Raw genomic sequence first — 24,004 nt, 5'->3', positions numbered from 1 at the left:
TCTCAAGTTACTACGGTTGCCGCTATCAAGCGGACACCCTAGTAGACTTACTAAGTCGTTCGTCGAATATTATCGATTCGACTCTCTCCTGTTGCAACTCTACAAGCAACTTGGATACAAATGTATCTAAAGTTATTATGGTTACCGCTATCGGCAATCAACCTTGTAGACCTACTAATTCGCTCATCGGATAAAATCGGTCCGAATATCGATTGTCTGTAATTAGTAAAATTTTAGCAACTTTGACCCTCTACACAAGATTAGATTACATAAAATAATTTATGTAATCTAATCTGTGAGAAAGCCTTTTCTATATTATACCTTATTCTTTATGATATGTCTTCCGAATAGCGTCTTTGATGCTTTCAACGGTCGGAATCATCGCATTTTCCAAGTTTTGTGCATAAGGCATTGGCACATCTTCACCTGCACAACGGCGGATTGGAGCATCTAAATAGTCAAATGCTTCAGACTCAGAAATAATCGCTGAAATTTCACCAATGAAACCGCTAGTTTTGTGGGCATCATTAACCAAAACGACCTTACCAGTCTTCTTAACAGAATTGATGATAATGTCTTTATCAAGTGGCACCAATGTACGCGGGTCAACCACTTCTACAGAGATACCTTCTTCTGCTAATTCTTCAGCGGCCTGCATGACACGGCGCAGCATTTTGCCGTAGGTAACAACTGTTACATCGGTACCTTCTTTTTTGATTTCACCTACACCGAGTGGGATCACATACTCAGGATCTAGTGGCACCTCGCCTTTTTGGTTAAATTCAGACTTGTATTCTAGGATAATGACCGGGTTGTTGTCTCGGATAGAAGCTTTAAGGAGCCCCTTCATATCTGCCGGAGTTCCTGGAGCGACTACCTTAAGCCCTGGAATGTGGGTAAACCAAGATTCCAAAGACTGAGAGTGTTGAGCTGCAGAGCCAACTCCATTACCTGCTGCACAACGGACAGTCATTGGCACTTGTCCTTTTCCGCCAAACATATAGCGCGTTTTAGCGGCTTGGTTGACAATAGCATCCATAGCGATTACAGAGAAGTCCATAAAGGTCATGTCTACGATTGGACGCAGCCCTGTCATAGCTGCTCCAGCTGCTGCTCCAGAAATCGCTGCTTCCGAAATCGGACAGTCACGTACACGCTCTGGTCCAAACTCTTCCAGCATACCAACAGATGTTCCGAAATCTCCACCAAAGACTCCGACATCTTCTCCCATCAAGAGTACATTTTCATCGCGACGCATTTCCTCAGACATAGCGAGGATAATGGTGTCACGAAAAGACATAGTTTTAGTTTCCATTTTCTTTTTCTCCTCTCTTTAGTCCGCGTAAATATCTTCAAAGGCAGATTCAAGCGGTGGGAATGGGCTATCTTCTGCGAACTTGACAGACGCTTCTACTGCTTCTTTGACTCCAGCTTGGATAGCTTCCAGCTCTTCCTCGCTTGCAATCTTGTTTTCCAGCAAGTATTTACGAAGATTTTCGATTGGATCCTTCTTCTTCCATTCTTCTACTTCTTCACGAGTACGGTATTTACCTGGGTCAGAAGACGAGTGTCCCAACCAACGATAGGTTACGCTCTCAATCAAGACAGGTCCTTTACCACTGCGAACATGCTCCACAGCCTTTTGGAAGCCTTCATAGACATCCAGAACATTATTGCCATCTTCGATGAACATACCTGGAATGCCATAAGCTGCGCTGCGCTCATGGATGTGCTCTACATTGGTCATTTTCTTGATGTCAGCAGAAATACCATAGCCGTTATTTATACAATAGAAAATTACTGGAAGGTTCCAGATAGAAGCCATGTTGACCGCTTCGTGGAAGACACCTTCGTTGGTAGCACCGTCACCAAAGAAGCAGACAACAATCTTGCCTGTCTTATGCATTTGCTGGGTCAGAGCTGCTCCGACAGCAATTCCCATGCCACCGCCTACGATACCATTAGCACCAAGGTTTCCGGCATCTAGGTCAGCAATGTGCATAGAGCCGCCTTTTCCTTTACAGGTTCCGGTGTATTTCCCTAGGATTTCCGCCATCATTTCGTTGAGGTTGATTCCTTTGGCGATAGCTTGACCGTGTCCCCGGTGATTAGAAGTCAGTAAATCATCCTCATTTAAGGCCAGCATAGCACCGACATTAGCTGCTTCCTCACCCACTGAGAAGTGAGTCATTCCAGGAACCTTTCCTTTTTTTACAAGTTGAGCAATTTTTAAGTCCATACGACGGATTTCTTCCATCTTACGGAACATCTCTAACAAAAGATCTTTATCTAAAGTTGCCATTTTTTTGCCTTTCTAAGCATAATTCTTCTATTTAATTCTATCTAAAGCTGTAAGCACTGTCAAAACTTTTGCTCACTTATATTTCACAAAGAAAAACCAGTCAATCCATTGGATAAACTGGTTTTCGACACCAAAATAGAAATTTCACAAACTTTTTGTGCTAGAGTAGTTTTTACTATTTTGAAACTGTTATACGAAAATAATAGCAGAGCACGCCTCTGATTAGTCTGCCTGTTTAGCAAAGTCTGCAATCATCTGCTCCATCTGCTCGCGGCTTGGTGTTGTCAGCATATAGAGGTAGTCACCTTGCAGCTCCGCAAATGCGGCTGGCATGTCTTTTTTAACCTTGAAATTATCTTTGTATTTCTCCAGCAAGTCAGCCTCAGGGTAAGCATAGTTCGTTGATGCACGGCGTGAGGTTGCCAGACAATACAGTGGCTCCATGTGGGCAGCTGGGAAAGGCTCTCCTGCTACAATCGCTGCATAGCCTCTGTAAAGATCGATTGAGTGAGCGAAATTATAGACATCAATGGTAAAGCCACCTGCTGGACGATTATTGTACTCAATGGCTACATAATCATCACCCTCGCGGAAGAACTCAATATGGAAAAAACGTTCTTTCATGCCGAAGATTTTGACAATCGCTTCTCCATAAGCACGTAGCTTTGGATCCATATCCTTGAGAACGTAGTAGGAATTGTCCATTTTATACATCATCAAATCCAGCGGTGTATGCGCATAGTCAAAGGTGGTTGCAAAGACAATCTGACCGTCCTTATCTACCAAACCATCAAAAGTACAGATTTCGCCAGACTGGACAAACTTTTCAAAGAAATAAGCTGTCTGATGATCCCATTCTTGCTTGAATCGTTCGACATCTTCTGCTGTTTCCAATTTAAAGGTCGCAGCTGCTCCCACTCCATTATCAGGCTTAGCAATCAAAGGCAGGCCAAGTTTCTTGACAGCCAAATCAGCTCCAGCTTCTGTATTGACAATCTGACCAGGTACGACTGGAACACCTGCTTTTTTAAAGAGTTTCTTCATCTCAGATTTGAACTTGGTCTTTTTCAAGTCTTTTGGTTTTGCTCCAAAAACATTGAATTGCTCGCGCAACTCAGCGTCCAGTTCCAGCCAGTATTCGTTATGAGACTCAATCCGATCAATAGGCCCATGCTTGTAGAAAAGAAAGGCGACAGCTCTTTTGACTTCGTCAAGATTTTCAAGATTTTCTACTCTGAAGTATTCAGTCAATGAATCCTTCAAAGGCTGGTCTAGCTGGTCATAAGGCTCCTGACCAATTCCCAGAACAGTGATACCTTTATTGGCCAGTTCCACAGTAAACTGTTGGAAATTTTGCGGATAATAGGGAGAAATAACGATATAATTCATAGGAAACCTCCTTTAAAGATTGAGTTCATTAAGGAAAAAAGGCATTTGCTTACGCCACCAAACCCAGTCATGGGAAACATCGTGGCCCCATTCAGCAAACCAAGCTGGAATATTCTTATGCTCAAAAGCCTCTTTCAGCGTGTAGAAGGAAGGCAGGCCATCCTGCTCCCAGTCGCCCAAGCCAGTACAAACGATAATATCCGCCTGTCGATAGCGGTCAATAAACCAGCCATCATTTTGGTTCCAGATATAGTCAGCTGGCGAGTTTTGATAAATGACTTCGTCGCTCAAATTATCACCGACAAAGAAACGTGCATCATAGACACCACTGAGGGCAATCACTTTATTGAAAACATCTGGATGCTGCAGGAAGAAATTAACAGCATGATAAGCTCCCATGGAGCAGCCTGTCGTCATCATAGGGTCAAACCAGCCTGTCTTATGCTTAACGAAAGGAATAGCTTCCTCGATGACATAACGCTCATATGCACGATGCATTTCTGCTCGATCGTGAGGATGCTTCCAGTCCGCCAACCAGCTCTCACTATCAACACTGCTAAGAGTGAAAAACTGGACCTTACCGGCCTCAATAAAACCTGCGCAGGCTTCAATCATGCCGAAGTCAGCATACTCATTATGGCTGCCGCCTGATGATGCAAAGACTATAATCGGGAGCCCAGCGTGGCCATAGCGATTGACATACATTTCACGGCCTAGATTGCTGCTCCAATGACTTAAAAATTCTACATGCATAGTTTCTACCTCTTTCTTAGTGTTTGACTATCTTACCATTTTTCGCCGATAAAACGGAAACAGTCCGGCAAGTGCTCCGCCCAAGCGATTTCATTGTGAATAGCTCCAGACTGGATTTTAATCTGGATATTGGCTAAGTCTACCCCAGACACAAGTAACTGTCGGAAATAGCTGAGCGATGAATCAATATAGGCCTGCTTGATATTGCCCGCCATCAATGTCTTATCTGTATCATCAGCCTCTTCCGTCCCAACATAAATGAAAATTCGCTGGTCTGCCTGGAGTGTTTTTCTCTCAATATAGCGGTCAAAAGCTTCCTGATGTAGCCAATTAGCTGATGAAAAGATGCCCAGACAACCAATCTGATCTTGGTATTCAACACCGATAAACTGGCTGATATTCCCCCCAAGAGAAGAGCCGATCATGGCCGTATGCATCCGATCAGACTTAGTTCGATAATGCTGATCAATAAAAGGCTTGACAACTTCCATGACAAACTCCGCATACTCCGTTCCCTTGCCGCCAAACTGAATACCGGGAATATTGGACTCTTGGAACTTCCAAGCTGAATACTCATTCATCCGCCCTTGGCCATCGTTGTCAATAGCCACAACAATCATTTTTTCAATATCTGGATTACGCTTGATTGTCGGAATCACCTTCCACGAATGGCCGCTGAAAGATTCCTTGCTATAAAGAACATTTTGTCCGTCATGAAAATAAACGACCGGATAGGTCTTGTTTGTATCCTGACTATAGTTCTTTGGAAGTAATACGCGGACACGGCGTTTCTGCTTGGTATAAGGAACGACTAATTCATGTGTTTTCATTTCAAGATAAAAATAGGATTTATTCATTTTCAGAAAACTTTCTATTTTCAAAATTTTTATTTATTATATCACAAATTAAGCAAAAAAGTTAGGGATTTCCTAACTTTTTGATGATTTTTATTAGATAATGATAGAAAATAGATTATTTATCCAAATAAGGTGTAAATCCTGCAAGGCTCGCTCAGCAATTTTATTCTGCTGCTTTTTGAGCCAATCGCAAGTAATCCGTCAAATGCTTGTTTTCTATATCTTCAAGCGTATGTAATTTCAAATGGCGACGGCCTTTACCCTTGCCTTCCAACAAACCGTATGGGTCTGCCATCTCGGCGCCACGACCAAATTCCACAGTTACATGCTGCTTATAAACAAAAATGCCGCAAAACGGTTCGGGGGCGGCAAACAAAATACCGCCATATTTCACTTCTTCGACTACCGTATCTGACAGTTGCCGTATTTTCGTGCGCACACTATTGGCGATTTCATACAAGGCAGGATTATTAATTAGCCAATCATCCAGCAGATTTTTTACTTTTTGGTTCATGGTCTCCTCCTAATTTGAGATTGTAGGTTGGTCATTGATGTCCGATTTCCAAATTTTTTATTTATTATAGCACAAAATCAAGAAAATCCTAACTTTTTTTAAATTTCTTGATAAAATTGTAAGTCTTTTAATGCTCGCTCGGCGATTTTTTCGTAACGTTCTTTTTTATCACGAATGCGCGGACCTTCCAATTCTTTGATAATCCCAAAATTGACATTCATGGGTTGGAAATGCTTGCTGTCAGCATGAGTAACATAATGAGGCAGACTTCCAATAGCTGTTGTTTCTGGAAAGACAAGTGCTTCTTCTCCCTTGAAGAGTCGAGCAGCGTTAATACCAGCAACTAGACCTGAAGCTGCTGACTCTACGTACCCTTCAACTCCAGTCATTTGACCTGCAAAGAAAAGATTTGGCTGTTTCTTAGAGCGGAAAGTCTGTTCAAGCAGATTTGGAGAGTCCATATAAGAGTTTCGATGCATGACACCATAGCGGACAAATTCTGCATTCTCAAGGCCAGGAATCATTTGAAAGACCCGTTTTTGCTCGCCCCACTTGAGATGAGTTTGGAAGCCAACGATGTTGTAAAGACTGCCCGCTGCATTATCCTGACGAAGCTGCACCACAGCGTATGGCGTCTTATATTCACCATCTCGAGGGCCTTGATAGTCATCTGGATATTCCAAACCAACTGGCTTCATCGGTCCATAAAGCATAGTTTTAATCCCTCGCTTAGCCATGACTTCAATAGGCATGCAGCCTTCAAAGTATTTTTCTTTTTCAAAGGAATTGAGCGGTGCTTCCTCAGCATTGACCAAAGCATCATGGAAATCCATAAATTCTTGCTTAGTCATAGGTGCATTGAGATAGGCTGCTTCCCCCTTATCATAGCGGGATTTGAGATAGACCTTGGTCATATCAATGGTATTGACATCGATGATTGGCGCTGCTGCATCGTAGAAGTAAAAACCGTCTCCCCCATTGAGCGCGTGGATTTTTTCGGCCAAAGCATCGCTGGTCAAGGGTCCTGTCGCAATAACTGTGATGGCATCTTCTGGAATTTCGGTGATTTCTTCACGAATGACCTCAATCAATGGATGATTGGTCACTAGCTCCGTTACCATCTGAGAAAAACCTTCTCTATCAACCGCTAAAGCACCACCCGCTGGCACCCGAGTCGCTTCTGCTGACCTTAAGATGACCGAGTCCAACCGTCGCATTTCTTCCTTGAGCAGACCGACTGCATTGGTCAGCGCATCTCCTCGCAGAGAGTTAGAGCAGACCAGTTCTGCAAAGTCTGCAGTTTTGTGCTGAGGTGTTGACTTAACACCCCGCATTTCATAGAGTTTGACTGGGATGCCACGCTTGGCAATCTGGTAAGCTGCTTCACTGCCAGCCAGACCAGCACCGATAACATTGATATAGGATGATGACATGATACTCTCCCTTGGATATTTCTAGATTTTCACTCTGACCATTATAACAAAAAGATAGTAAAAAAGACAGACAGGAGAATTCCTGAATGTCTATCATTTTGTCATTTTTTCCAAGTAAGCAATCTTAGCAAAATCCTTATGATTGTTATTTTCATTTCGGTAAGAATCTTGAGAAGAAGCACGGTAGATAGCTAAAAATTGCTCTGCATTCGGCAGTAGAAACTCAACATCTTCAACTTCTTTTCGAGTCAACTTCTCTAGCGGCACACCAGCGAATGCCTCCAAGGTTTCCATGGCTCCAAATTCAATAGATAAGCCTTCTTTTTGAAATTCATGCTCGTGCAGATCGACTAAGCGATAACCCAAGCGCTCCATCATAGGCTCAATCTTGTCCATATCGTAAATACGTTCTTCATCTGGTGCTTCCCAACCACGCTCATCACCATGAACATGAATATCAATATCACGCGCCTGCCAGTCTTGTCCAGTAACTTGCTCCAGACCTAGAGAACCCATCAGAAGTGGAACAATGCCCATCTTATTCAGTTGAGACGCGATTTTTAGAAATTCTGCAAATTTATCTGTCATAAACCCTCACCTCTTCTTCAGAAAGATATTCTACGTAATATAAATTATGTAAAAAATGTTATTTCACTTTTTCTTCTTCGTAATCGCCATTGCTGCAGACTACCTGCTTACCGCCACCACGAACTTTCTTTTCAATCAGATAATGGTCACATTTTGGACAGTTTCTGCCAACCGGCTTGTCCCAAGATGTAAAATCACAGTCAGGATAACGATCACAGCCGTAGAAAATGCGATTTCGTTTAGTCTTACGCTCAATAACTTGACCTTTCTGACACTGCGGGCAGGTCACGCCGATTTCTTTGACAATAGCCTGAGTGTGACGACAGTCTGGGAAATTGCTGCAAGCGTAGAACTTGCCAAATCTACCCAATTTGATGACCATCGGACTGCCACAGACCTCACAGTCAAAACCAGCTGGCTCATCCTTGATCTGGATTTTCTCCATTTCAGTTTCGGCTTTAGCCACTTCCTTTTCAAAAGGTTTATAAAACTCGTCAATAACTTTCTGCCATTGCTCTTTGCCAACTTCTACATCATCTAGTTTAGCTTCCATTTCTGCTGTAAATTTCACATTTACAATGCCAGGGAAGAATTCGACAATCAGTGAATTGACAATTTCACCTAGTTCCGTCGGCTCAAAGCGCTTGGAAACCAGCTTAACGTAATATCGTTTCTGAATAGTTTCAATGGTCGGTGCATAGGTAGACGGACGGCCAACACCATTTTCTTCTAAAGTCTTGATAAGAGTCGCTTCAGAATAACGAGCAGGTGGCTGGGTAAAGTGCTGTTCTGGATTGGTATTGATACGTTTGACGGTATCGCCCTTTTCCATATCTGGCAGCATTTTATTCTTGTCAGAGTCGTTATAAATAGCCAGATAGCCATCAAACTTGACCTGACTGCCGTTGGCAGCAAATTGGACACCATTTTGCCCCAGCTTAACATTCATTGTATCAAAGACTGCTGCTGTCATTTGGCTGGCTACAAAACGGTTCCAAATCAGCGTATAGAGCTTAAGTTGATCCTTATCCAGATACTTTGCGATACTTTCCGGTGTATTGAAAACGCTTGAAGGACGAATGGCCTCGTGGGCATCTTGAGCGCCAGAAGCGTTCTTAGCCTTACTGCCATGTTTGGAATATTTGGTGCCAAATTTATCCGTGATAAAGCTTGCTGCTTCATTCTGCGCTACTGGGCTGATACGAGTCGAGTCGGTACGCATATAGGTAATAAGACCTTGTACGCCAGAACCGATATTAATCCCTTCATAGAGCTGCTGAGCCACCATCATTGTCTTACGAGTCCGGAAATTAATCTTATTAGCGGCATCCTGCTGCATAGAGGAAGTCGTGTAGGGTAGCGGAGCATTGCGTCGACGCTCTTTCTTTTCGACACTGTCGACTGTAAAGTCATCCCCCTTGAGGTGAGACAGAACTTCTTTGACCTCATCGTTGTTGGTCAGCTTCATCTTTTTACCATTCATACCATAGAAGCTGGCCTGGAACTGACGGGTTCCTTTCTTGAAGGTTCCGTCAATTGTCCAGTATTCTTCTGGTTTGAAGGCATTGATTTCATTTTCCCGGTCGATAATCAGCTTGAGAGCGACAGACTGCACCCGACCAGCTGACAAGCCTTTTTTGACTTTTTTCCAGAGAATAGGAGAAATGGAATAACCAACCAAGCGATCCAGAACTCGGCGAGCCTGCTGCGCATCGACCAGATCCATATCAATCTGGCGTGGCTCTTTAAAAGCATTCTTGACCGCATCTTTGGTGATTTCATTGAAGACGACACGGTTTTTCTCTTTCTCATCCAGATTAAGAATATGGGCCAGATGCCAAGAAATAGCTTCTCCTTCGCGGTCCGGGTCACTTGCCAGAAAAACTTGCTTAGCTTTCTTCGCTTCTTTTTTCAAGTCATTAATCAAGGGCCCTTTACCACGAATATTGATGTATTGCGGCTCATAGTTATTCTCAAAATCAATGGACATAGTAGACTTTTTCAGGTCACGAATATGCCCGACACTGGCCAGAACCTTGTAGTTTCGTCCCAGATATTTTTCTATTGTTTTTGCCTTAGCAGGCGACTCTACGATGACAAGATTTTTCTTGGTCGTAGACTTCTTCTTTGTTTTTGTAACCAATTTAGACACCTTCTATAAGAAATAAATCTCATAGAGTTTAAACTATTTTTTGGTAGATGTCAACTGCTAACTTTTCTTATAGGAAAACTTGTTTTAAAAATCAAACTCAGAAAGGACGTCAGATCCTGATGTGATGCACTTTGCGCCCTCTTGAATCAGATGATGGCAACCGTCAGATTTACCATCTAAAATAGACCCCGGAATAGCAAAGACATCCCGCCCTTCTTCCATCGCTCGCTCACAGGTAATCAGGCTGCCTGAGCGCATCTTAGCTTCTGCCACGATGACGCCTCGACAGAGACCAGCGATGATACGATTGCGCTCTGGAAAATGAAACTTCAAAGGCTGTTCACCTGGACCATACTCTGTCAGCAATAAATGATTTTTGCCAATGTAAGACTGTAGTTTTTTATTTGCCTTAGGATAAAAGACATCTAATCCCGTTCCGATGACAGCAATCGTCTGACCTCCGTTTTGCAAGGCTGCCATGTGAGCCGCTGTATCTATTCCACGAGCCAGGCCGCTGACGATAACCAATTCATTATTTAGCTCCTTGACAATCTTTTGTACGGAGGCATTTCCTTGCTTGCTGCTGTCTCGACTGCCAACGACCGCTGCCTTGGGCAATTCTAGTAGTTTTAGATTTCCCTGATAAAATAACAAAGTCGGGGCATCATAAATCTCGCATAAATCCCAAGGGTAAATATCATCCAAAATAGAAAAGGACGGGAAAAGTTCAAATTCTTCCTTCAAAGCTGGTAAATCAAGCCCCTTGTATTTCTCTATAAAGAGAGCGGGATTACGGCACTCAGATACGACAGCCTTATCTCGGAGAGAAAGCTTGCCATCTCTACTCTCGGCGTATCTCAAAACGTTTAAAACCTGATGATTAGTCAAACCAGCTTTTTTCATTTTATAAATCTCAAAATTATTCATTTTTTCACCTCACTTTCTTAATTCGTAAAAAAATTCAAAAAAAGAACTGCAATACAGTTCCTTCTTTACGATTTTATTGAATTTGATGTTGTCAATAGCTAATCTCCTTGCCTATTGCCTTTAACCCATCTTTTATTCTTTATGAACAGGGATTTCCTTAATAATTCGTGCTGGATTACCAGCCAAGACTACATTGTCACCAAAAGACTTGGTCACAACCGCTCCTGCTCCGACTACCACATTATCCCCTAGTATCACGCCTGGCAGAATTGTCACACCGCCGCCAGCCCAGAAATTATCACCAATAGTGATTGGTGCTCCGTACTCAATACCGGAATTTCTTTCCACTGGATCAAGCGGATGAAGAGGTGTCAGAAACTGGCAATTTGGACCAAGCAAAGCATTATCTCCGATGCGAATGGGGCAAACGTCCAACATAGTCAGATTCCAGTTAGAACAAAAATTCTCCCCTAGATGAATATTGATTCCATAATCACAGACCAAATCAGGCTTCATAGCAAGATTCTCCCCTGTGCTGCCAAACCATTCTTTGATAATAGCACTGCGCCGGTCGCTGTCTCGCTCTTGGTTAAAACGATATTGAAATTCTTTGGAGCAGGCTCTAATTTTTCTTAAATCTTCATCTTGTGGTCGGTAAATCTCCCCAGCAATCATCTTTTCGTATTCGCTTCGCATGGCATCCTCCTTTTTATGTTTATTCACACATTGATTTTACGGGTTCAAATGTCTTGCGATGAATAGGAGTTACGCCGTTTCTTTCCAATCCTTGCAAATGACTTTTGGTCCCATAACCAGCATTTTTCGCAAAACCATAGCCGGGAAATTCCTTGTCGTAGTCTGCCATCAGCTTATCCCGAGTAACCTTAGCAACAATACTTGCCGCTGCGATAGACAGAGAGTTAGCATCACCCTTGATGATGGACTCTTGCGGAATCTCAACATCCAGTTTCATAGCATCAATCAGCAGATAATCTGGCTTGAGACTCAATTTAGACAAAGCCTCTTTCATAGCAAGCTTGGTCGCTTCGTAGATATTGACTTGATCAATAATATTACTGTCCATCAGGCCAATACCGACTGCCAAAGCTTTATCCATGACTGCTTGATAGATTTCTTGGTGCTTTTTCTTGGGAATCTTCTTGCTGTCGTTGAGCCCTTTAATTTTACATCCTAGAGGTAAGATGACAGCTGCAGCGACAACCGGCCCAGCCAAAGGACCACGACCAACTTCATCAATTCCAGCAATCGCCTGATAGCCGGCTTTATAAAGTTCTTTTTCATACCGTAACATCTGCTCCAGACGCAAATCCTCATCTAACTCCGCCTGAATAGCTCTTTTACGCTTTTCAATCGCCTTTTGAACTCCACTGCGTGGATCATTCGCCTCTTCTGCCAGAAAAGGATCAGCCAAATCAGTCACTAACTCTAAACGTTGCTGGATTTCTTTAATCGTTGCCATCTAGTTCTCCAACCGTATCCAAGCAATAACGACCTAGCTTGCCATCGCGGACATCTTTGACAAAAAGACTGTAAAAACGGTCATAGTCATCGCGGAAGCCGAGCTTTTTGGTCATATCCATAATCATGTCTGGTGCTTCCTGACTTAGATTCAGCTGCTTGAAGCGTGCTGTCAGCTCCTCAGGATAATGCTCCTTAAAATAATTAAGGCCGAAAATCGTCACCTCATCCATAGGTAGCAGATTATCCTTAATAGCTCCAGTCAGGGCGAGCTTGAGAGCAACCGTCTCATCTTCAAACTTAGGCCAGAGAATCCCTGGTGTATCTAAGATTTCCAAGTCTTTATTCGACTTGAGCCATTGCTGACCTTTTGTCACACCTGGCTTATTCCCTACAACTGCAATTTTCTTACCTGCCAAGCGATTCATGAGGGTTGATTTTCCAGCATTTGGAATACCGATAATCATGGTCCGCAGGGTTTCGATACGAATTCCTCTTTCCCTTTGACGTGCTAATTTATCTGTCATAAGCTTCTTGGCTGCGTCTGTTACTTTTTTTACAGCAGATTGCTCTTTGGAGTTAATAGACAAAGTCGGAATCCCCTGACTTTCAAAATAGCTCTGCCATTCCTTAATACGAACAGGGTCTGCCAAATCAGCTTTGTTTAAAATCAGAAGCTTAGGTTTATCACCCACAATTTTAGTCAGCATAGGATTTTGACTGGATAAAGGAAGTCTCGCATCGACCAGTATCGTCACAAAATCAACAAACTTAATATTTTCCTGTACCTGTCTCCGTGCCTTGGACATATGCCCCGGAAACCATTGAATCGTTGCCATAATTTATCCTTTCAATGAATATCATTGATAAAATTTTATATCTTTACCTATTTTAACATATTTCTAGAATTTAAGCGGGTGAATGCTAAAGTGATACACTCTACCTCAAGAGCAAAAAAAGCCCTCTAGGGCCTTTCTGATTTTATCTTACTTGCTCAAAATGAAGATGTACAGCGATATGATCTCCATAGCCGTTGCGCTCTAAATCGCGCTGCAAGCGATAGGAAATATAATGCTCTGCAATGGTAATATAGCCTGCACCCAAGAGGCGGCTTTCAACCATGGACTGAATCATACTGATCGTCGCACGTTCAACCTTAGCTTCTTCCAAATCCAGAACGACCTTTTTTGTAACCTGCGCTAAATTCTGACGTAAATCATCTGTCAACACATAGACAGTCTGCGCTGCCTTTAAAACTGCTTGATAAATTTTATCTGGGTCAAATTCAACAACCTCACCGCTCCGTTTAATAACTTGCATAAAAAACTCCTTTTATATTATATATTTCTAATCTAATGTATGTCTCTAACATGACTGCTGCCAATCTAGTTATCTATAGTCTGATCAAAAAGAAATCTGAAAACCAGACCATACTTTTACATTATATAATTTTTTCCAATATTTTTCAAAGGAAGTTTCCTTTTTTCTTTAGTCTTAAAAGACTATATAAAAGGACTGCTCTAGGCAATCCATTTTATGGTCTTCATAAACTATCAGATACTGAATTCACTTTTAAGTTTAAGTCAAGACGACTAACTTAGCAAGCCAAACATCATGTATCGGATTTCTCTAATGTTATGTCTTGTTTTTTGTAACGATAGTGCATTTTCCAGTGATTTTCAGACACTTCTTCTAAACTCAATGTTTTGTTAATAGGCTTAAATGACAATTTTTCTTCTTCAACTCTCTTTAAGAGCTCAACTAATAACTCTCCTCCAGCGTTTAGAGAAATTAAACTATCATCCTCACTATCATATTGAAGTAGAATTTTCTTTGTTGGTTTGTGAATAATGTTATAAAGATTGAAAGCTTTATCGATTTCAAAATTTTTCTCTTTATCAGCTACCATTGACAAACTGTGCAACTCCAACTGACCGATTTTAAAAGCTCCAAAAAGGCTGAAAACAATCCCTAACGCAACAAGTGTTTCCCAGATGAAAGAGAAAAGTTTCAGATCCCAATCAGTTATAAGTATAAGAAGTAAATAAATAACTCCTAAAACAAATCCAAGCAAAATCAATGCTGAACCATAGCATCCTGCCTTATCACCGGTCCGAATAACCGGCTTATCATAAACTTTTTTACCTTCAAGTTTTTCCAGTCTATGTTTAGTTTTATACTCCTCAATTCGTTCACTATGTTTTTCTGTCACAATATTCAATTCTTTCTTAATTATTTTTATCTATGGCATTCCTAAGACTGCTGCATCAATCAATAATCCGGTCTCAATACACCTTTAACCGTCTCTTTGGTTGCTTGATAGTCGCCATCAACCACGACCTTGATAATGCGTTTGGCATCTTCTTCGGGTGCTGGCACAAGTGGTAAGCGGGTTGGCCCAGCTGCAAATCCTAAGTAATTGAGTACTGCCTTGACTGGAGCTGGACTTGGGTAAGAGAAAAGGGCATTGACTTTAGGGATGAATTTCCGTTGGATAGCTGCTGCTTTTTTGATGTCATTGTGTTCAATAGCGTCCAGCATTTCAAACATTTCATCACCGTTTGTGTGAGAAGCAACTGAAATAACTCCATCAGCCCCCAGATTCATAGCATGAAATGCATCGCCATCCTCACCGGTATAAATCAGAAACTCCTCTGGACGATGTTCAATCAGATAGGCCATATTCGCCAGACTGGTACATTCTTTAACGCCGATAATATTTGGATGTTCTGCTAACCTCAGCATAGTCTCAGGTGTCATCTCAACTACTACCCGGCCAGGTATATTGTAGATAATGATGGGCAGGTTTGAAGCATCCGCAATGGCTTTAAAGTGCTGATACATCCCTTCCTGAGAAGGTTTATTATAATAGGGAACAATGGCCAAACCAGCTGCAAAACCACCAAATTCATCCACTTCTTTGACGAATTCGATAGAGTCGCGTGTTTCATTGGTACCAACACCGGCTATCAAAGGGACACGTCCTTTAACAACCTTTTGAACTGCCGCAAATAACTCCAACTCTTCATCGTGAGTCAGGGTTGGACTTTCAGCAGTTGTTCCAGCCAGCAAAATCCCATCTGTATGGTGGGCCAAAAGGTGCTCAATCAAGTCTGGAATAGCTTCAAAATTGATGGAGCCATCTTCATGAAAAGGAGTAATAAAAGCTGTGATGATTTTACAGTTTTTCAGATCCGCATACGCCATAAACTTACCTCTCTTTATTATACGAAAAGAGGGTTGAAAGAACGATTATTCAACCCTGTGCTGTCAAGTTTCCTTGGTCACTTTATTTTAATTCAAAAATCACTTCTGCTGTCGGACGAACTAAACCACGCTCATGTAGTGTCTCTGCGATTTGAACAGAATTCCAAGCTGCTCCTTTAAGAAGATTGTCTGAAACGACCCACATATGGATTCCTTTTTTGGCATCAAGATCCTTGCGAATCCGACCGACAAAGGTTTCTTTCTTGCCAACCGCATTGATTGCTTGCGGATAAACCTGATGAGCTACATCATCTTCCAGAACTGCACCTGGGAAAGCTGCGATTGCTGCTTTTACCTGGTCAATAGGGGCAACTTCCTTAGTCTCGATGTAGACAGACTCTGAGTGAGCAGACAAAATAGGAAGACGGACACATGTCGCAGAAACAGCAATAGAATCATCTTCCATGATTTTCTTAGTTTCCTTGGTCATCTTCATCTCTTCATAAGTGTAGTCGTTATCTGTAAAGACATCAATCTGAGGTAAGGCATTAAAAGCAATAGGATAATGTTTTTTATCGCCGCCACATGGGAGGATATTGGCTTCCGTGTCCTTAGGATTTACACCATCATTGAGAACAGAGCGCAATTGAGCTTGGGTTTCAAGAATAGCTCCCATACCTGCACCAGAAACAGCTTGATAGGTAGACACAATGATGCGCTCCAGCCCCCATTGCTGACGAACAGGCTCTAAAGCCACCATCATCTGAATTGTCGAGCAGTTAGGGCAAGCGATAATTCCCTTGTGCTGATCTAAGGCATGGGCGTTGACTTCTGGAACAACCAAAGGAACATCAGGATTTTGACGGAAATAAGAGGTGTTATCGACCACTACTGCTCCAGCTTTGACTGCGTAAGGAGCGAATTTTGCTGAGGTAGAACCACCAGCTGAAAAGAGAGCAATATCTACATCTTCAAAAGCTGTCTCAGTCGTCTCTTCAATAGTAATGTCTTGTCCCTTGAACTGGAGAACTTTACCAGCTGAACGAGCAGACGCTAGATAGCGTATTTTATCAATTGGAAGGCTAGACTCTTCCAGCATTTTAATCATTTGAGATCCAACGGCACCAGTGGCACCTACTACAGCAACTGTATATCCCATGCGATAACCTCTCTGAATTTTCAAAAAATTTTGTATTGTTAGTATTATACTATTTTTAGGGAAAAATGCAAATTTTTCTGAAGAATAGAATATAAGTGCGATATTTTAGATAAACTGCACCAACTTCCTTGCATCACTAAGAGATCTTTCAAGGTTTACAGATTTTGCTCTCACGATCAAAACTGCATCCATTGCTCTTCGACTCAACTTCTTACTGCAGATTCGTTTCATCAAGAGTAATAGCACTCACGACACAGTCCGTCTCAGCATCTATGTCTCTAAGCTCGGCTGCGACTAACTGTCTTGCCTATCTAAGAGGGGTCTCAGGGTTTTCAGCTTTTGTTCTTACGAACAAAACTGCATCCATTGCTCTACGACTCAACTGCCTTCTGCGAAGTTGTTTCATCAAGAGCAATAGCGCTCACGACACTGCGCGTCTCAGCATCAATGTCTCTAAGCTCGGCTGAGACAATCCTTCTTGCCTCTCTAAGAGACATAGAAAAATCCCCAATCCATAGACTGGGGATAAGGGCACTTTCGTGTGATCAGCAGGTTCACACAACTGATCAAGGTCCGCTCCTGCGTTTATGACCTCCCATGCTTCAATTTGCAGAAAAACTGCATATCGACTCATCGCACGAAATATAGTTTACCTTATCATTTTCCGTTTTGTCAAGGTATTTAATCTAAAAGTATGTGTCTCAATTTTTGAGAAGATAAAAAAATAGCAGAAATTCAAGGAAATGAGATGCAAACGTATACAATCGTTCACTTCAGCCTTGACATTCTCTACTTTATGCTGTAAACTAGATTAAAGACTGAGTAACACAACTGTACTTGTTTACTCGGTGGAGGTAGGTGTTAGCGCACCTGCCTCTTTTTTTGTTTCTTATTGCTATAATTATACAACTAATTTCAAGCGATGTCAACAGAAAAATGATGACGGCATGTCAAATAAACCCTAGAGTTTTCAACCCCAGAAGAACTATACAGGACTGTTTGATTATCTTAGGATAGTAGCACCTTTTTTATGACTTTGACGTCGAGCTTTATGTGCCTTTCTTCCCTCTCCAATCTGGAAATTCCGCTTTAGACTGTCCAAATGGTTCATGTATTTTCTTACTTTTCCTCCAGAAACCTTATCTAACCCTTTCATTTTTTGAGATGCTTTACGCCAGTCCCCGAAAAACAACTCTCTTAGGGTACCTTCTTCTACAGCTAATATCATATTAGCCATAATCTCAGCCCCCTCTAAACTCCAGATCATTCCCTGGTTCTTCATTCTGTAAGTAAGGCGCCTATGCTGCGACTCCATCACACCAATTCCTTTCTTTGGGAGATTGCGAAGTGAGGCAGGCTTTGTATAACTAAAATTACGCTTCAGCCTTCTGGCAAAGTCCTGAAAAGAAGCCGTTTCTTCCTCGTCGTCAATTAGACTTTCTGTTGTGTCAATGGTTGTTTGAAGAAGGTCAAAGTCATGCTGATAAATAGCCTGTTTCAAGAGTTCTTTTAGCTCTTCTGGCTGCGCTTTATAATTCTTTTCTATCTCTTGCTGCAAATGGTACGGATCCCAGAAATGCTCATGTCTTTGAACTTTAAAAGCGGCCGCAAAATCCTTGAAAACTTTGCCTCCATAACCCGGACCGCCATCAGAATTAGTAATAAGGGTTGTTCCCTTTCCTGTTTTATAGGTCTGATGCACGTAATCTAATGCCTGCTCTTTGGCTTTGCTACCAGATAAAGAAAGCACGTTCTTTTTATTTTTTAACTGCCTGCGTTTGGACTGGCCGACCTGCTCGCTTCCTGTATGGATGACATAATGAGAGATATTGCTATATTTGGCTTCCTCTCCTTGTTTAGATCGTGTTTTGACCCAGACTCCATCACCTTCAATGTAGAGCCTCTCAGGGCTTTTTTTGTTTTCCTCTGTAACTTCCGTAAGAGACAGAAGGTCATATTCTTCTTGTTCCTTCTTGAGCGCTGCAGCTCGCTTAACAGCTTTCAGGACAGTATCTTTTGTTAGATTGATACCAGTCATAAACTCTATCAGATCCGCTGTTTTGCGGTAAGTGGTACACGTTGAAATCTGGTTAATTTGATAAATCAGCTCCATGCTGAAACGGCTGTGTTTCTCCAAGCCAAGCCATTCATCCACCGGCACCTTGCAAGTTCCCTTTTTGTACCAGCGGTTTCTTTCAAAGCAAATTTCCCCAAAGATAAAAGCAACTGTACGGGCTGATCTATTTTTCAATTTGTAGCCCCTGGCACGCATAGACGGGGCAACCTGATCATCATATCGAGTTACAGCCTTCAGGAAGGCTTCTTCATTCTGCTTTCTCAAATCTGCTAAAAATTTTCTTTCATCCAGGACAGTCACACCCATAAGCTAACCCCTTTCTAAAACTTAGGTATTATATTATTGTTTTTTGGTGAAATTTTCAAGTCCATGATAAAAAAAGAGCCTGACCAACAGGCCAGGCAAGAGATAGTTGTTAGGGTTACCACCTCACAACCAGTATAACACAAACTTTAGAATAGTTTGGAAACAATCGCATCATATAGCCAGCTTTCAAAGTGGGCTATTTTACGATAAAAGGTACTTCCAACTCCAAAATATTTTTTATGCCAGCTTTTCAATTTTCTCAGCATTTCTTTCCTCCTTCAAGTGATAAGAAAAGTTTACCATGTACCAAATATTTTGGAGTAACTCACCTCTGAAATGTCATTTTTTATCCCTGAAATGACAAAAAAGACTTTCCAACCCGGAAAGTCAATATAAATCTGGATAACGTTTATAATAAGTATCATACATCATCTTATTAGCAAAATATAATTCTTGATCATATCTAGTGCCAAAACAATCGTTATCTGTTATAAATGCATCGTCAACAATATATGCATCTAAATAAGGGAGATTATTCTTCACGGCGTTTGTAGCCCTATGATTCCCATCTATAACTCTACAGAGCCCATTTAAATCTTTTAAAATAATGATTGGTTCGTCTTTTAATTCTACATCTGATAGATCTTCGTTCTGGTAATAAACACACTTCTTATCGATATTGCTAACATCTACCTCTTCTTTAATTTCAGAAAATCGTTTAGAGGCTATTTGACATGTCTCAAAATTCTGCCTTTTTAAGATGGTTGCTAATTTTCCTATGCATATCGTTATATTAAGATGGGGGAGGTATCCTCCGAAATTTGCCGGATATTGACAGTAATTCCACCAATCTTTAATCGATTCAGAATCCCTAGCATAATTTTTAGGTACTCTTGCTATACTTTTTGCAATACTCCTCTTTTCAAGTTCATTTAAAAACTCCAGATGAGAAATTTGTTGATAGCAATATTCTTCTATAGCCATTCTGTTCTTCTCAATCTTAGCTTTAGATTCTTTTGCTAATTTTTTTAAACGCTTTTTGTTTTTGCTTTGTTTGTTCATAGAGCCCCACCTTTTTCAAAATAGATTTATTTTGTTTTTTATCTTATATTCATCATATAAAAACAATATTTTTCTATTCTTGGATGCCTGCTATTAAATCATTAAGGAATGCTGCAGTAGATTTCTCATATCCGTTAGCTTTTGCTAAACGAGCCAGCTTTTCCTTATTCCTTCTCTCCAGTGTATAGGTAGAGGGAACTAAATCAGGCTCCTCTCTGCTCGGTAAACTAACACTAGGAATTGTTTTTTTATCTATCGGCTCTCCAAGAGCCTTTTTGATTTTATCTCTTTTTGCTTCGAATGCCATCTTGTTTCTCCTTTTTAAACTATTTTTATAATATTTATCAATTAGTTTTATCATTTTATAATATGATAAAACTATTATTTTCATATTATATCACAAATAACTTGAAAAGTCTGATCCATTTCTTCAAAGAATCTTCGATTTCTTTGAAGAACAGCAGCATCCTCAGCCATTTCAAAAATAGACTGTTTATCCATCGTTGATTTGTTAAACAATTCTTTTTGAGGAATATAAACAACTTCCTGCGTTCCCGGTAAAAAGATAGTGTTGTCATCCTCAGCCTGATTTAAAGTCTCTAATAGGCTTCTAGAAGAGTTAGTATTATGCTTAATCATGTTTGGTACGAAGTAGAGCTGAGCGGTGATATAGCTTTCTCTAGTTCGATAATTAATAACTTCGTTTCTGAAATTCTCCAACCTATCCTCCAGGTTAAACTTGGCATTGTAACCATGTTCGCTTGGGATAATCGGACTGATAATAGAGTGACTAACGGCTATAGCATTCCTAGTAGCCGTTGAAAAGTCTGGATGACAGTCAATAATCACATAATCAAACTGCTCAAGATTTTTTTCATCGTAATGATCTTCCAACCACATATACAACAGCATATCTTTATTGACCTTGTTTTCAAGGTGCTTTTCGATTGTGTCTAGTTGCATATAGCCAGGAATGAGAGTTATATTGGACTTAACAGGAATAAGTTTTACCTCTCCCTCACCCTTAAAGATATTAGCCACTGTGTCAGTGTCATCGTAAATATCATAGGTTTGTGTCAGATTACACTGATGATCCAAGTCAATTACTAAAACCTTTTTTCCTTGGCGAGCCAACCACTCACTGAAATTAAATGCTAGGGTTGTTTTACCTACCCCACCTTTGATAGCTGCAAATGTAATAATCTTCATTTCAAATCCTCTTTTCTATAGTCTATTATACCTTAATTGGTCGCTAGAAGCCTTCATTTTATGATTTATCAATAACTCATATTCAGAAAGACTCACCTAGAATTTTCTAGCAAAGTAACTTAGTTTTTAAAACAATTCAAGCTGTTTCTTTGACTGATAATTCATCCAAAGAACTTCTGTTCTAGGTAAACCATGCTCTGCAGTAGCCGCAAACTCAACTCTTTCCCAGTTTCTCAGTTGCTTTTTATAAAGTTCACTGTCATAACCGCTTAAGAGAATTTTTGCCTTAGATTGGTTCAGGATATCCAGCAATTCCTCGTGTTCCTGGTCTTCCATCTCAATAGTATACTGTTTCCTTGTCCTTGTACTAAGGACATAAGGAGGATCTATATACATGCATACATTTTCACGGTCATACTCAGAAATCAAATCAAATGCTGGACGACATTCAATCTGAACCTGCTTTAGCCGCAGAGAAATTTCTTGAATAAGTTCTGGCAGTTCGTTCCAATGCTTGACTGCATAGGCTCTTTCACGTCCATTCACATCACGTTTCCAGCCAGATTTTTCAAAATTCCTAAAACCGTGAGACATCAGTGACCGAATAATGAAATTAAGGGCTTTGTCTACCTCATTCTTTGGCTGTATTTCCCAAGCATTGTCATAGATTTTTCGACTATAAGGAGTCAAAAACAATTTTTCGATTAAAGTCTCTGGTTCTTGTTGGATAACTTGAAATAGATTAACAACATCATCATTTAAGTCATTAACTGTCTCAATGCTACTTAAAGTTTTTGTAAAGAGAACAGCTCCGCTGCCAAAGAATGGCTCTAGATAACTCTTATGATCTGGCATCAAGTCAACAATTTTACTGGCCAGATTCCATTTACTCCCTGGGTACCTCAAAATACTTTTCATTTTACTAACCTCATTTTATATTCCCAAGATTGCTGTTTCTGCGAGAGAATTTCTAGGATTTATTTCGCATCAGCTTTCTATCAATTATTTTAATATTATTTTTATAATATAATTATACTACAAAAATAATTAAAAGTAAATAAAAAAATATTATAAAAATAATATTTTTTTATTTTCGCTTGATATGAAATTTATCTCGATACCGCCTAAAAGTCCTTTCTGATATTCCAGTCAGCTTACTAACGTCTCTATCTGTATATCCCTGAAGATACAAATCAAAGGCATGCTGCAGACGCTCATCATCTTCAGTATAGAGAGCCTTCCTGCCCTGGTACTTACCCTGAGCCTTGGCAAGAACAATCCCCTGACGTTGGCGCTCCTTGATGCGCTCTCGTTCAGCCTGCGCTTGATACTTATATATTTCTAAAATTAGACTATTCAGAAGCCGCCTGAGATTGTCATCCTCAATTCCTCTCAGGGTTGGAAGATTTAGCACCTCCAAAGTTGCTCCCTTTGTTTGTAAGGCAGCCATTATCTCTGTCAGCTCCTGATTGTTTCGACCCAGACGCTCTAGCTCTGTTACGGTGACTACATCACCCTCTCGGACATACCCCAGGAGAGCCTGCAGCTGGGGCCGCTCCTTGCTGGCTCCGCTGGCCGCTTCTTGAAAAATCTTCTCACATCCCTTCAGCTGCTCCAGTTGCCGAGATAGATTTTGATCGGCCGAGCTGATTCTGGCATAACCGATTTTCGACATTTTCTTACCTCCTTTTTGCCTAACTCTATTGGCCGTTTCTTCAGGCCAGTAAAATCAAGTTGCACGTGCAAGGCCAATAGGGCATACCTTATTGGCCATTAGATTTGTCGAAATTCCATGAATTCAACTTTTACTTTATTCAATTTGAAACCTTCTTTGTAGTATGGAGCTTCATATCCTACTTTAGGAGTAACTTTAAAACGGAATAATGTTTTGATAGTCGTTCTATTTCTTTGAAATATATCATCATAAGATATCTCTAATTCGATGAAAATAAAATCCTCTGAAATACCATCTTTTAAAAACATAAAGTTAGGTAAAACAATATCAATATCAACTGTTTCATCTACAATAATTTCACCTAAAGAAACCGGAAAAGATTGTTTAATATATAAGTGACTTTCTTTATCCAACTTTGCATTTTTTAGAACTGCTTTATCTAAAGATACCTTAGTCGCTTCTCCTCTTCCTTTATTTTTTAATACCATATGAAAATGAGTGAGGTCTTTAGTAAATATTTCATAAATTCTCTTATCTAATTCTGATGATTTCTTCTTGATCTTTTGTTCGGACGATCCAAACGGAAAAGATACGATTACTTCTTGTCTTCCCATTAATTCCTCAAATTCATTATTCATTGAGTTGAATCTTAAAATAGGCTTATACTTGATTTCATCATCTTTTCTGCCTTGTTTTGATTGATAATCTAATGTGAAAAATAGACCTATTAATGTTATGACTGCTCCAAGAACAGCACCATAGAAAGACAGCAAATCTCCTGCTGTCCACTCGGCAGCTAACAAACGTATAGAGGCAATTTTAAAGGATAGATTTATAAGTAATGGTATTACAAACAAAATAACAATAGCAATAATAATAATTTTTGGCAAATCTTTCTTTTTCATGGCAATAAAA

General features: G+C 40.6%; 25 protein-coding genes. All 25 read right to left on the bottom strand.

All coding sequences use genetic code 11. The annotated features are described in order from the left end of the window. Positions 1-322 precede the first annotated feature (322 nt). The 25 genes from ELZ47_RS06020 to ELZ47_RS11920 all read right to left on the bottom strand — a co-directional run bounded on the left by ELZ47_RS06020 (position 323) and on the right by ELZ47_RS11920 (position 23,994). Positions 323-1,315 (bottom strand): alpha-ketoacid dehydrogenase subunit beta, encoded by a 993-nt coding sequence (locus ELZ47_RS06020; protein ID WP_002900354.1) that lies wholly within the window; start codon positions 1,313-1,315, stop codon positions 323-325. A gap of 18 nt (positions 1,316-1,333) precedes the next feature. Further along, complete coding sequence (locus ELZ47_RS06015; protein WP_125331061.1) at positions 1,334-2,302, bottom strand: thiamine pyrophosphate-dependent dehydrogenase E1 component subunit alpha; 969 nt, start codon at positions 2,300-2,302, stop codon at positions 1,334-1,336. Positions 2,303-2,524: 222 nt separating this feature from the next. Beyond that, positions 2,525-3,691 carry an ATP-grasp domain-containing protein gene (locus ELZ47_RS06010; protein WP_126435572.1) on the bottom strand — a complete coding sequence of 389 codons (1,167 nt, stop codon included), beginning with the start codon at positions 3,689-3,691 and terminating at the stop codon, positions 2,525-2,527. 12 nt (positions 3,692-3,703) lie between these two features. Next, positions 3,704-4,444 carry an esterase family protein gene (locus tag ELZ47_RS06005; protein WP_125331059.1) on the bottom strand — a complete coding sequence of 247 codons (741 nt, stop codon included), beginning with the start codon at positions 4,442-4,444 and terminating at the stop codon, positions 3,704-3,706. A 32-nt stretch (positions 4,445-4,476) separates the two neighbouring features. Beyond that, positions 4,477-5,301 (bottom strand): alpha/beta hydrolase, encoded by an 825-nt coding sequence (locus tag ELZ47_RS06000; protein WP_125331058.1) that lies wholly within the window; start codon positions 5,299-5,301, stop codon positions 4,477-4,479. 163 nt (positions 5,302-5,464) lie between these two features. Beyond that, complete coding sequence (locus tag ELZ47_RS05995) at positions 5,465-5,815, bottom strand: DUF1801 domain-containing protein (RefSeq protein WP_002906562.1); 351 nt, start codon at positions 5,813-5,815, stop codon at positions 5,465-5,467. Positions 5,816-5,913: 98 nt separating this feature from the next. Next, positions 5,914-7,248, bottom strand: coding sequence for a methylenetetrahydrofolate--tRNA-(uracil(54)-C(5))-methyltransferase (FADH(2)-oxidizing) TrmFO (gene trmFO / locus ELZ47_RS05990; protein ID WP_125331057.1), 1,335 nt, complete (start codon positions 7,246-7,248; stop codon positions 5,914-5,916). A gap of 93 nt (positions 7,249-7,341) precedes the next feature. Beyond that, positions 7,342-7,836, bottom strand: coding sequence for a phosphoribosylanthranilate isomerase (locus ELZ47_RS05985; RefSeq protein WP_125331056.1), 495 nt, complete (start codon positions 7,834-7,836; stop codon positions 7,342-7,344). A 58-nt stretch (positions 7,837-7,894) separates the two neighbouring features. Beyond that, positions 7,895-9,988, bottom strand: coding sequence for a type I DNA topoisomerase (gene topA / locus ELZ47_RS05980; protein WP_125331055.1), 2,094 nt, complete (start codon positions 9,986-9,988; stop codon positions 7,895-7,897). A gap of 84 nt (positions 9,989-10,072) precedes the next feature. Then, a complete protein-coding gene (dprA, locus tag ELZ47_RS05975; RefSeq protein ID WP_125331054.1) occupies positions 10,073-10,915 on the bottom strand; it encodes a DNA-processing protein DprA in 843 nt (280 codons plus the stop codon). A 132-nt stretch (positions 10,916-11,047) separates the two neighbouring features. Then, positions 11,048-11,611: a sugar O-acetyltransferase gene (locus tag ELZ47_RS05970; RefSeq protein ID WP_125331053.1), complete on the bottom strand. Its 564-nt coding sequence runs from the start codon at positions 11,609-11,611 to the stop codon at positions 11,048-11,050. A 19-nt stretch (positions 11,612-11,630) separates the two neighbouring features. Then, the gene (locus tag ELZ47_RS05965) at positions 11,631-12,395 is read right to left on the bottom strand and encodes a ribonuclease HII (RefSeq protein ID WP_126435571.1); all 765 of its coding nucleotides are present in this window, start codon (positions 12,393-12,395) and stop codon (positions 11,631-11,633) included. Further along, entirely contained in the window at positions 12,382-13,233 is an 852-nt protein-coding gene (gene ylqF / locus ELZ47_RS05960; RefSeq protein WP_125331051.1) for a ribosome biogenesis GTPase YlqF, read from the bottom strand. The genes ELZ47_RS05965 and ylqF overlap by 14 nt, the downstream gene beginning before the upstream one ends. A 142-nt stretch (positions 13,234-13,375) precedes the next feature. Then, a complete protein-coding gene (locus ELZ47_RS05955; protein WP_002895476.1) occupies positions 13,376-13,714 on the bottom strand; it encodes an ATP cone domain-containing protein in 339 nt (112 codons plus the stop codon). A gap of 292 nt (positions 13,715-14,006) precedes the next feature. Beyond that, positions 14,007-14,606, bottom strand: coding sequence for a hypothetical protein (locus tag ELZ47_RS05950; protein ID WP_125331049.1), 600 nt, complete (start codon positions 14,604-14,606; stop codon positions 14,007-14,009). Between the two features lie 59 nt (positions 14,607-14,665). Beyond that, the gene (gene dapA, locus ELZ47_RS05945; protein ID WP_002902934.1) at positions 14,666-15,601 is read right to left on the bottom strand and encodes a 4-hydroxy-tetrahydrodipicolinate synthase; all 936 of its coding nucleotides are present in this window, start codon (positions 15,599-15,601) and stop codon (positions 14,666-14,668) included. Positions 15,602-15,683: 82 nt separating this feature from the next. Next, on the bottom strand, positions 15,684-16,760 hold the full coding sequence (locus ELZ47_RS05940) for an aspartate-semialdehyde dehydrogenase (RefSeq protein WP_126435570.1): 1,077 nt from the start codon (positions 16,758-16,760) through the stop codon (positions 15,684-15,686). A gap of 371 nt (positions 16,761-17,131) precedes the next feature. Further along, the gene (locus ELZ47_RS12060; protein WP_260468431.1) at positions 17,132-17,257 is read right to left on the bottom strand and encodes a hypothetical protein; all 126 of its coding nucleotides are present in this window, start codon (positions 17,255-17,257) and stop codon (positions 17,132-17,134) included. A 506-nt stretch (positions 17,258-17,763) separates the two neighbouring features. Then, the gene (locus ELZ47_RS05925; protein WP_126435569.1) at positions 17,764-19,143 is read right to left on the bottom strand and encodes an ISLre2 family transposase; all 1,380 of its coding nucleotides are present in this window, start codon (positions 19,141-19,143) and stop codon (positions 17,764-17,766) included. Between the two features lie 387 nt (positions 19,144-19,530). Further along, positions 19,531-20,205, bottom strand: a complete 675-nt coding sequence (locus tag ELZ47_RS05920) for a hypothetical protein (protein ID WP_126435568.1) — start codon at positions 20,203-20,205, stop codon at positions 19,531-19,533. A 73-nt stretch (positions 20,206-20,278) separates the two neighbouring features. Continuing rightward, positions 20,279-20,512: a hypothetical protein gene (locus ELZ47_RS05915; protein ID WP_126435567.1), complete on the bottom strand. Its 234-nt coding sequence runs from the start codon at positions 20,510-20,512 to the stop codon at positions 20,279-20,281. Between the two features lie 80 nt (positions 20,513-20,592). Next, the gene (locus ELZ47_RS05910; RefSeq protein ID WP_126435566.1) at positions 20,593-21,414 is read right to left on the bottom strand and encodes a ParA family protein; all 822 of its coding nucleotides are present in this window, start codon (positions 21,412-21,414) and stop codon (positions 20,593-20,595) included. Between the two features lie 126 nt (positions 21,415-21,540). After that, a complete protein-coding gene (locus tag ELZ47_RS05905; protein ID WP_126435565.1) occupies positions 21,541-22,332 on the bottom strand; it encodes a DNA adenine methylase in 792 nt (263 codons plus the stop codon). A gap of 169 nt (positions 22,333-22,501) precedes the next feature. Continuing rightward, entirely contained in the window at positions 22,502-23,089 is a 588-nt protein-coding gene (locus ELZ47_RS05900) for a recombinase family protein (RefSeq protein WP_126435564.1), read from the bottom strand. A 98-nt stretch (positions 23,090-23,187) separates the two neighbouring features. Beyond that, positions 23,188-23,994: a hypothetical protein gene (locus tag ELZ47_RS11920; protein ID WP_197715333.1), complete on the bottom strand. Its 807-nt coding sequence runs from the start codon at positions 23,992-23,994 to the stop codon at positions 23,188-23,190. Positions 23,995-24,004 lie beyond the last annotated feature (10 nt).

The sequence above is a fragment of the Streptococcus sanguinis genome, from assembly GCF_900635155.1.
In the GTDB taxonomy this organism is placed as follows: domain Bacteria; phylum Bacillota; class Bacilli; order Lactobacillales; family Streptococcaceae; genus Streptococcus; species Streptococcus sanguinis_G.
The sequence above is the reverse complement of the archived record's forward strand: the minus strand, read 5'-3'. Positions and strand labels throughout refer to the sequence as shown.

What these genes read in the sequence shown, in the direction of transcription:
- ELZ47_RS06020 (WP_002900354.1), bottom strand. Translation starts at nt 1,315, where the DNA reads ATGGAAACTAAAACTATGTCTTTTCGTGACACCATTATCCTCGCTATG.
- ELZ47_RS06015 (WP_125331061.1), bottom strand. Translation starts at nt 2,302, where the DNA reads ATGGCAACTTTAGATAAAGATCTTTTGTTAGAGATGTTCCGTAAGATG.
- ELZ47_RS06010 (WP_126435572.1), bottom strand. Translation starts at nt 3,691, where the DNA reads ATGAATTATATCGTTATTTCTCCCTATTATCCGCAAAATTTCCAACAG.
- ELZ47_RS06005 (WP_125331059.1), bottom strand. Translation starts at nt 4,444, where the DNA reads ATGCATGTAGAATTTTTAAGTCATTGGAGCAGCAATCTAGGCCGTGAA.
- ELZ47_RS06000 (WP_125331058.1), bottom strand. Translation starts at nt 5,301, where the DNA reads ATGAATAAATCCTATTTTTATCTTGAAATGAAAACACATGAATTAGTC.
- ELZ47_RS05995 (WP_002906562.1), bottom strand. Translation starts at nt 5,815, where the DNA reads ATGAACCAAAAAGTAAAAAATCTGCTGGATGATTGGCTAATTAATAAT.
- trmFO (WP_125331057.1), bottom strand. Translation starts at nt 7,248, where the DNA reads ATGTCATCATCCTATATCAATGTTATCGGTGCTGGTCTGGCTGGCAGT.
- ELZ47_RS05985 (WP_125331056.1), bottom strand. Translation starts at nt 7,836, where the DNA reads ATGACAGATAAATTTGCAGAATTTCTAAAAATCGCGTCTCAACTGAAT.
- dprA (WP_125331054.1), bottom strand. Translation starts at nt 10,915, where the DNA reads ATGAATAATTTTGAGATTTATAAAATGAAAAAAGCTGGTTTGACTAAT.
- ELZ47_RS05970 (WP_125331053.1), bottom strand. Translation starts at nt 11,611, where the DNA reads ATGCGAAGCGAATACGAAAAGATGATTGCTGGGGAGATTTACCGACCA.
- ELZ47_RS05965 (WP_126435571.1), bottom strand. Translation starts at nt 12,395, where the DNA reads ATGGCAACGATTAAAGAAATCCAGCAACGTTTAGAGTTAGTGACTGAT.
- ylqF (WP_125331051.1), bottom strand. Translation starts at nt 13,233, where the DNA reads ATGGCAACGATTCAATGGTTTCCGGGGCATATGTCCAAGGCACGGAGA.
- ELZ47_RS05955 (WP_002895476.1), bottom strand. Translation starts at nt 13,714, where the DNA reads ATGCAAGTTATTAAACGGAGCGGTGAGGTTGTTGAATTTGACCCAGAT.
- dapA (WP_002902934.1), bottom strand. Translation starts at nt 15,601, where the DNA reads ATGGCGTATGCGGATCTGAAAAACTGTAAAATCATCACAGCTTTTATT.
- ELZ47_RS05940 (WP_126435570.1), bottom strand. Translation starts at nt 16,760, where the DNA reads ATGGGATATACAGTTGCTGTAGTAGGTGCCACTGGTGCCGTTGGATCT.
- ELZ47_RS12060 (WP_260468431.1), bottom strand. Translation starts at nt 17,257, where the DNA reads ATGTCTCTTAGAGAGGCAAGAAGGATTGTCTCAGCCGAGCTTAGAGAC.
- ELZ47_RS05925 (WP_126435569.1), bottom strand. Translation starts at nt 19,143, where the DNA reads ATGGGTGTGACTGTCCTGGATGAAAGAAAATTTTTAGCAGATTTGAGA.
- ELZ47_RS05920 (WP_126435568.1), bottom strand. Translation starts at nt 20,205, where the DNA reads ATGAACAAACAAAGCAAAAACAAAAAGCGTTTAAAAAAATTAGCAAAA.
- ELZ47_RS05915 (WP_126435567.1), bottom strand. Translation starts at nt 20,512, where the DNA reads ATGGCATTCGAAGCAAAAAGAGATAAAATCAAAAAGGCTCTTGGAGAG.
- ELZ47_RS05910 (WP_126435566.1), bottom strand. Translation starts at nt 21,414, where the DNA reads ATGAAGATTATTACATTTGCAGCTATCAAAGGTGGGGTAGGTAAAACA.
- ELZ47_RS05905 (WP_126435565.1), bottom strand. Translation starts at nt 22,332, where the DNA reads ATGAAAAGTATTTTGAGGTACCCAGGGAGTAAATGGAATCTGGCCAGT.
- ELZ47_RS05900 (WP_126435564.1), bottom strand. Translation starts at nt 23,089, where the DNA reads ATGTCGAAAATCGGTTATGCCAGAATCAGCTCGGCCGATCAAAATCTA.
- ELZ47_RS11920 (WP_197715333.1), bottom strand. Translation starts at nt 23,994, where the DNA reads ATGAAAAAGAAAGATTTGCCAAAAATTATTATTATTGCTATTGTTATT.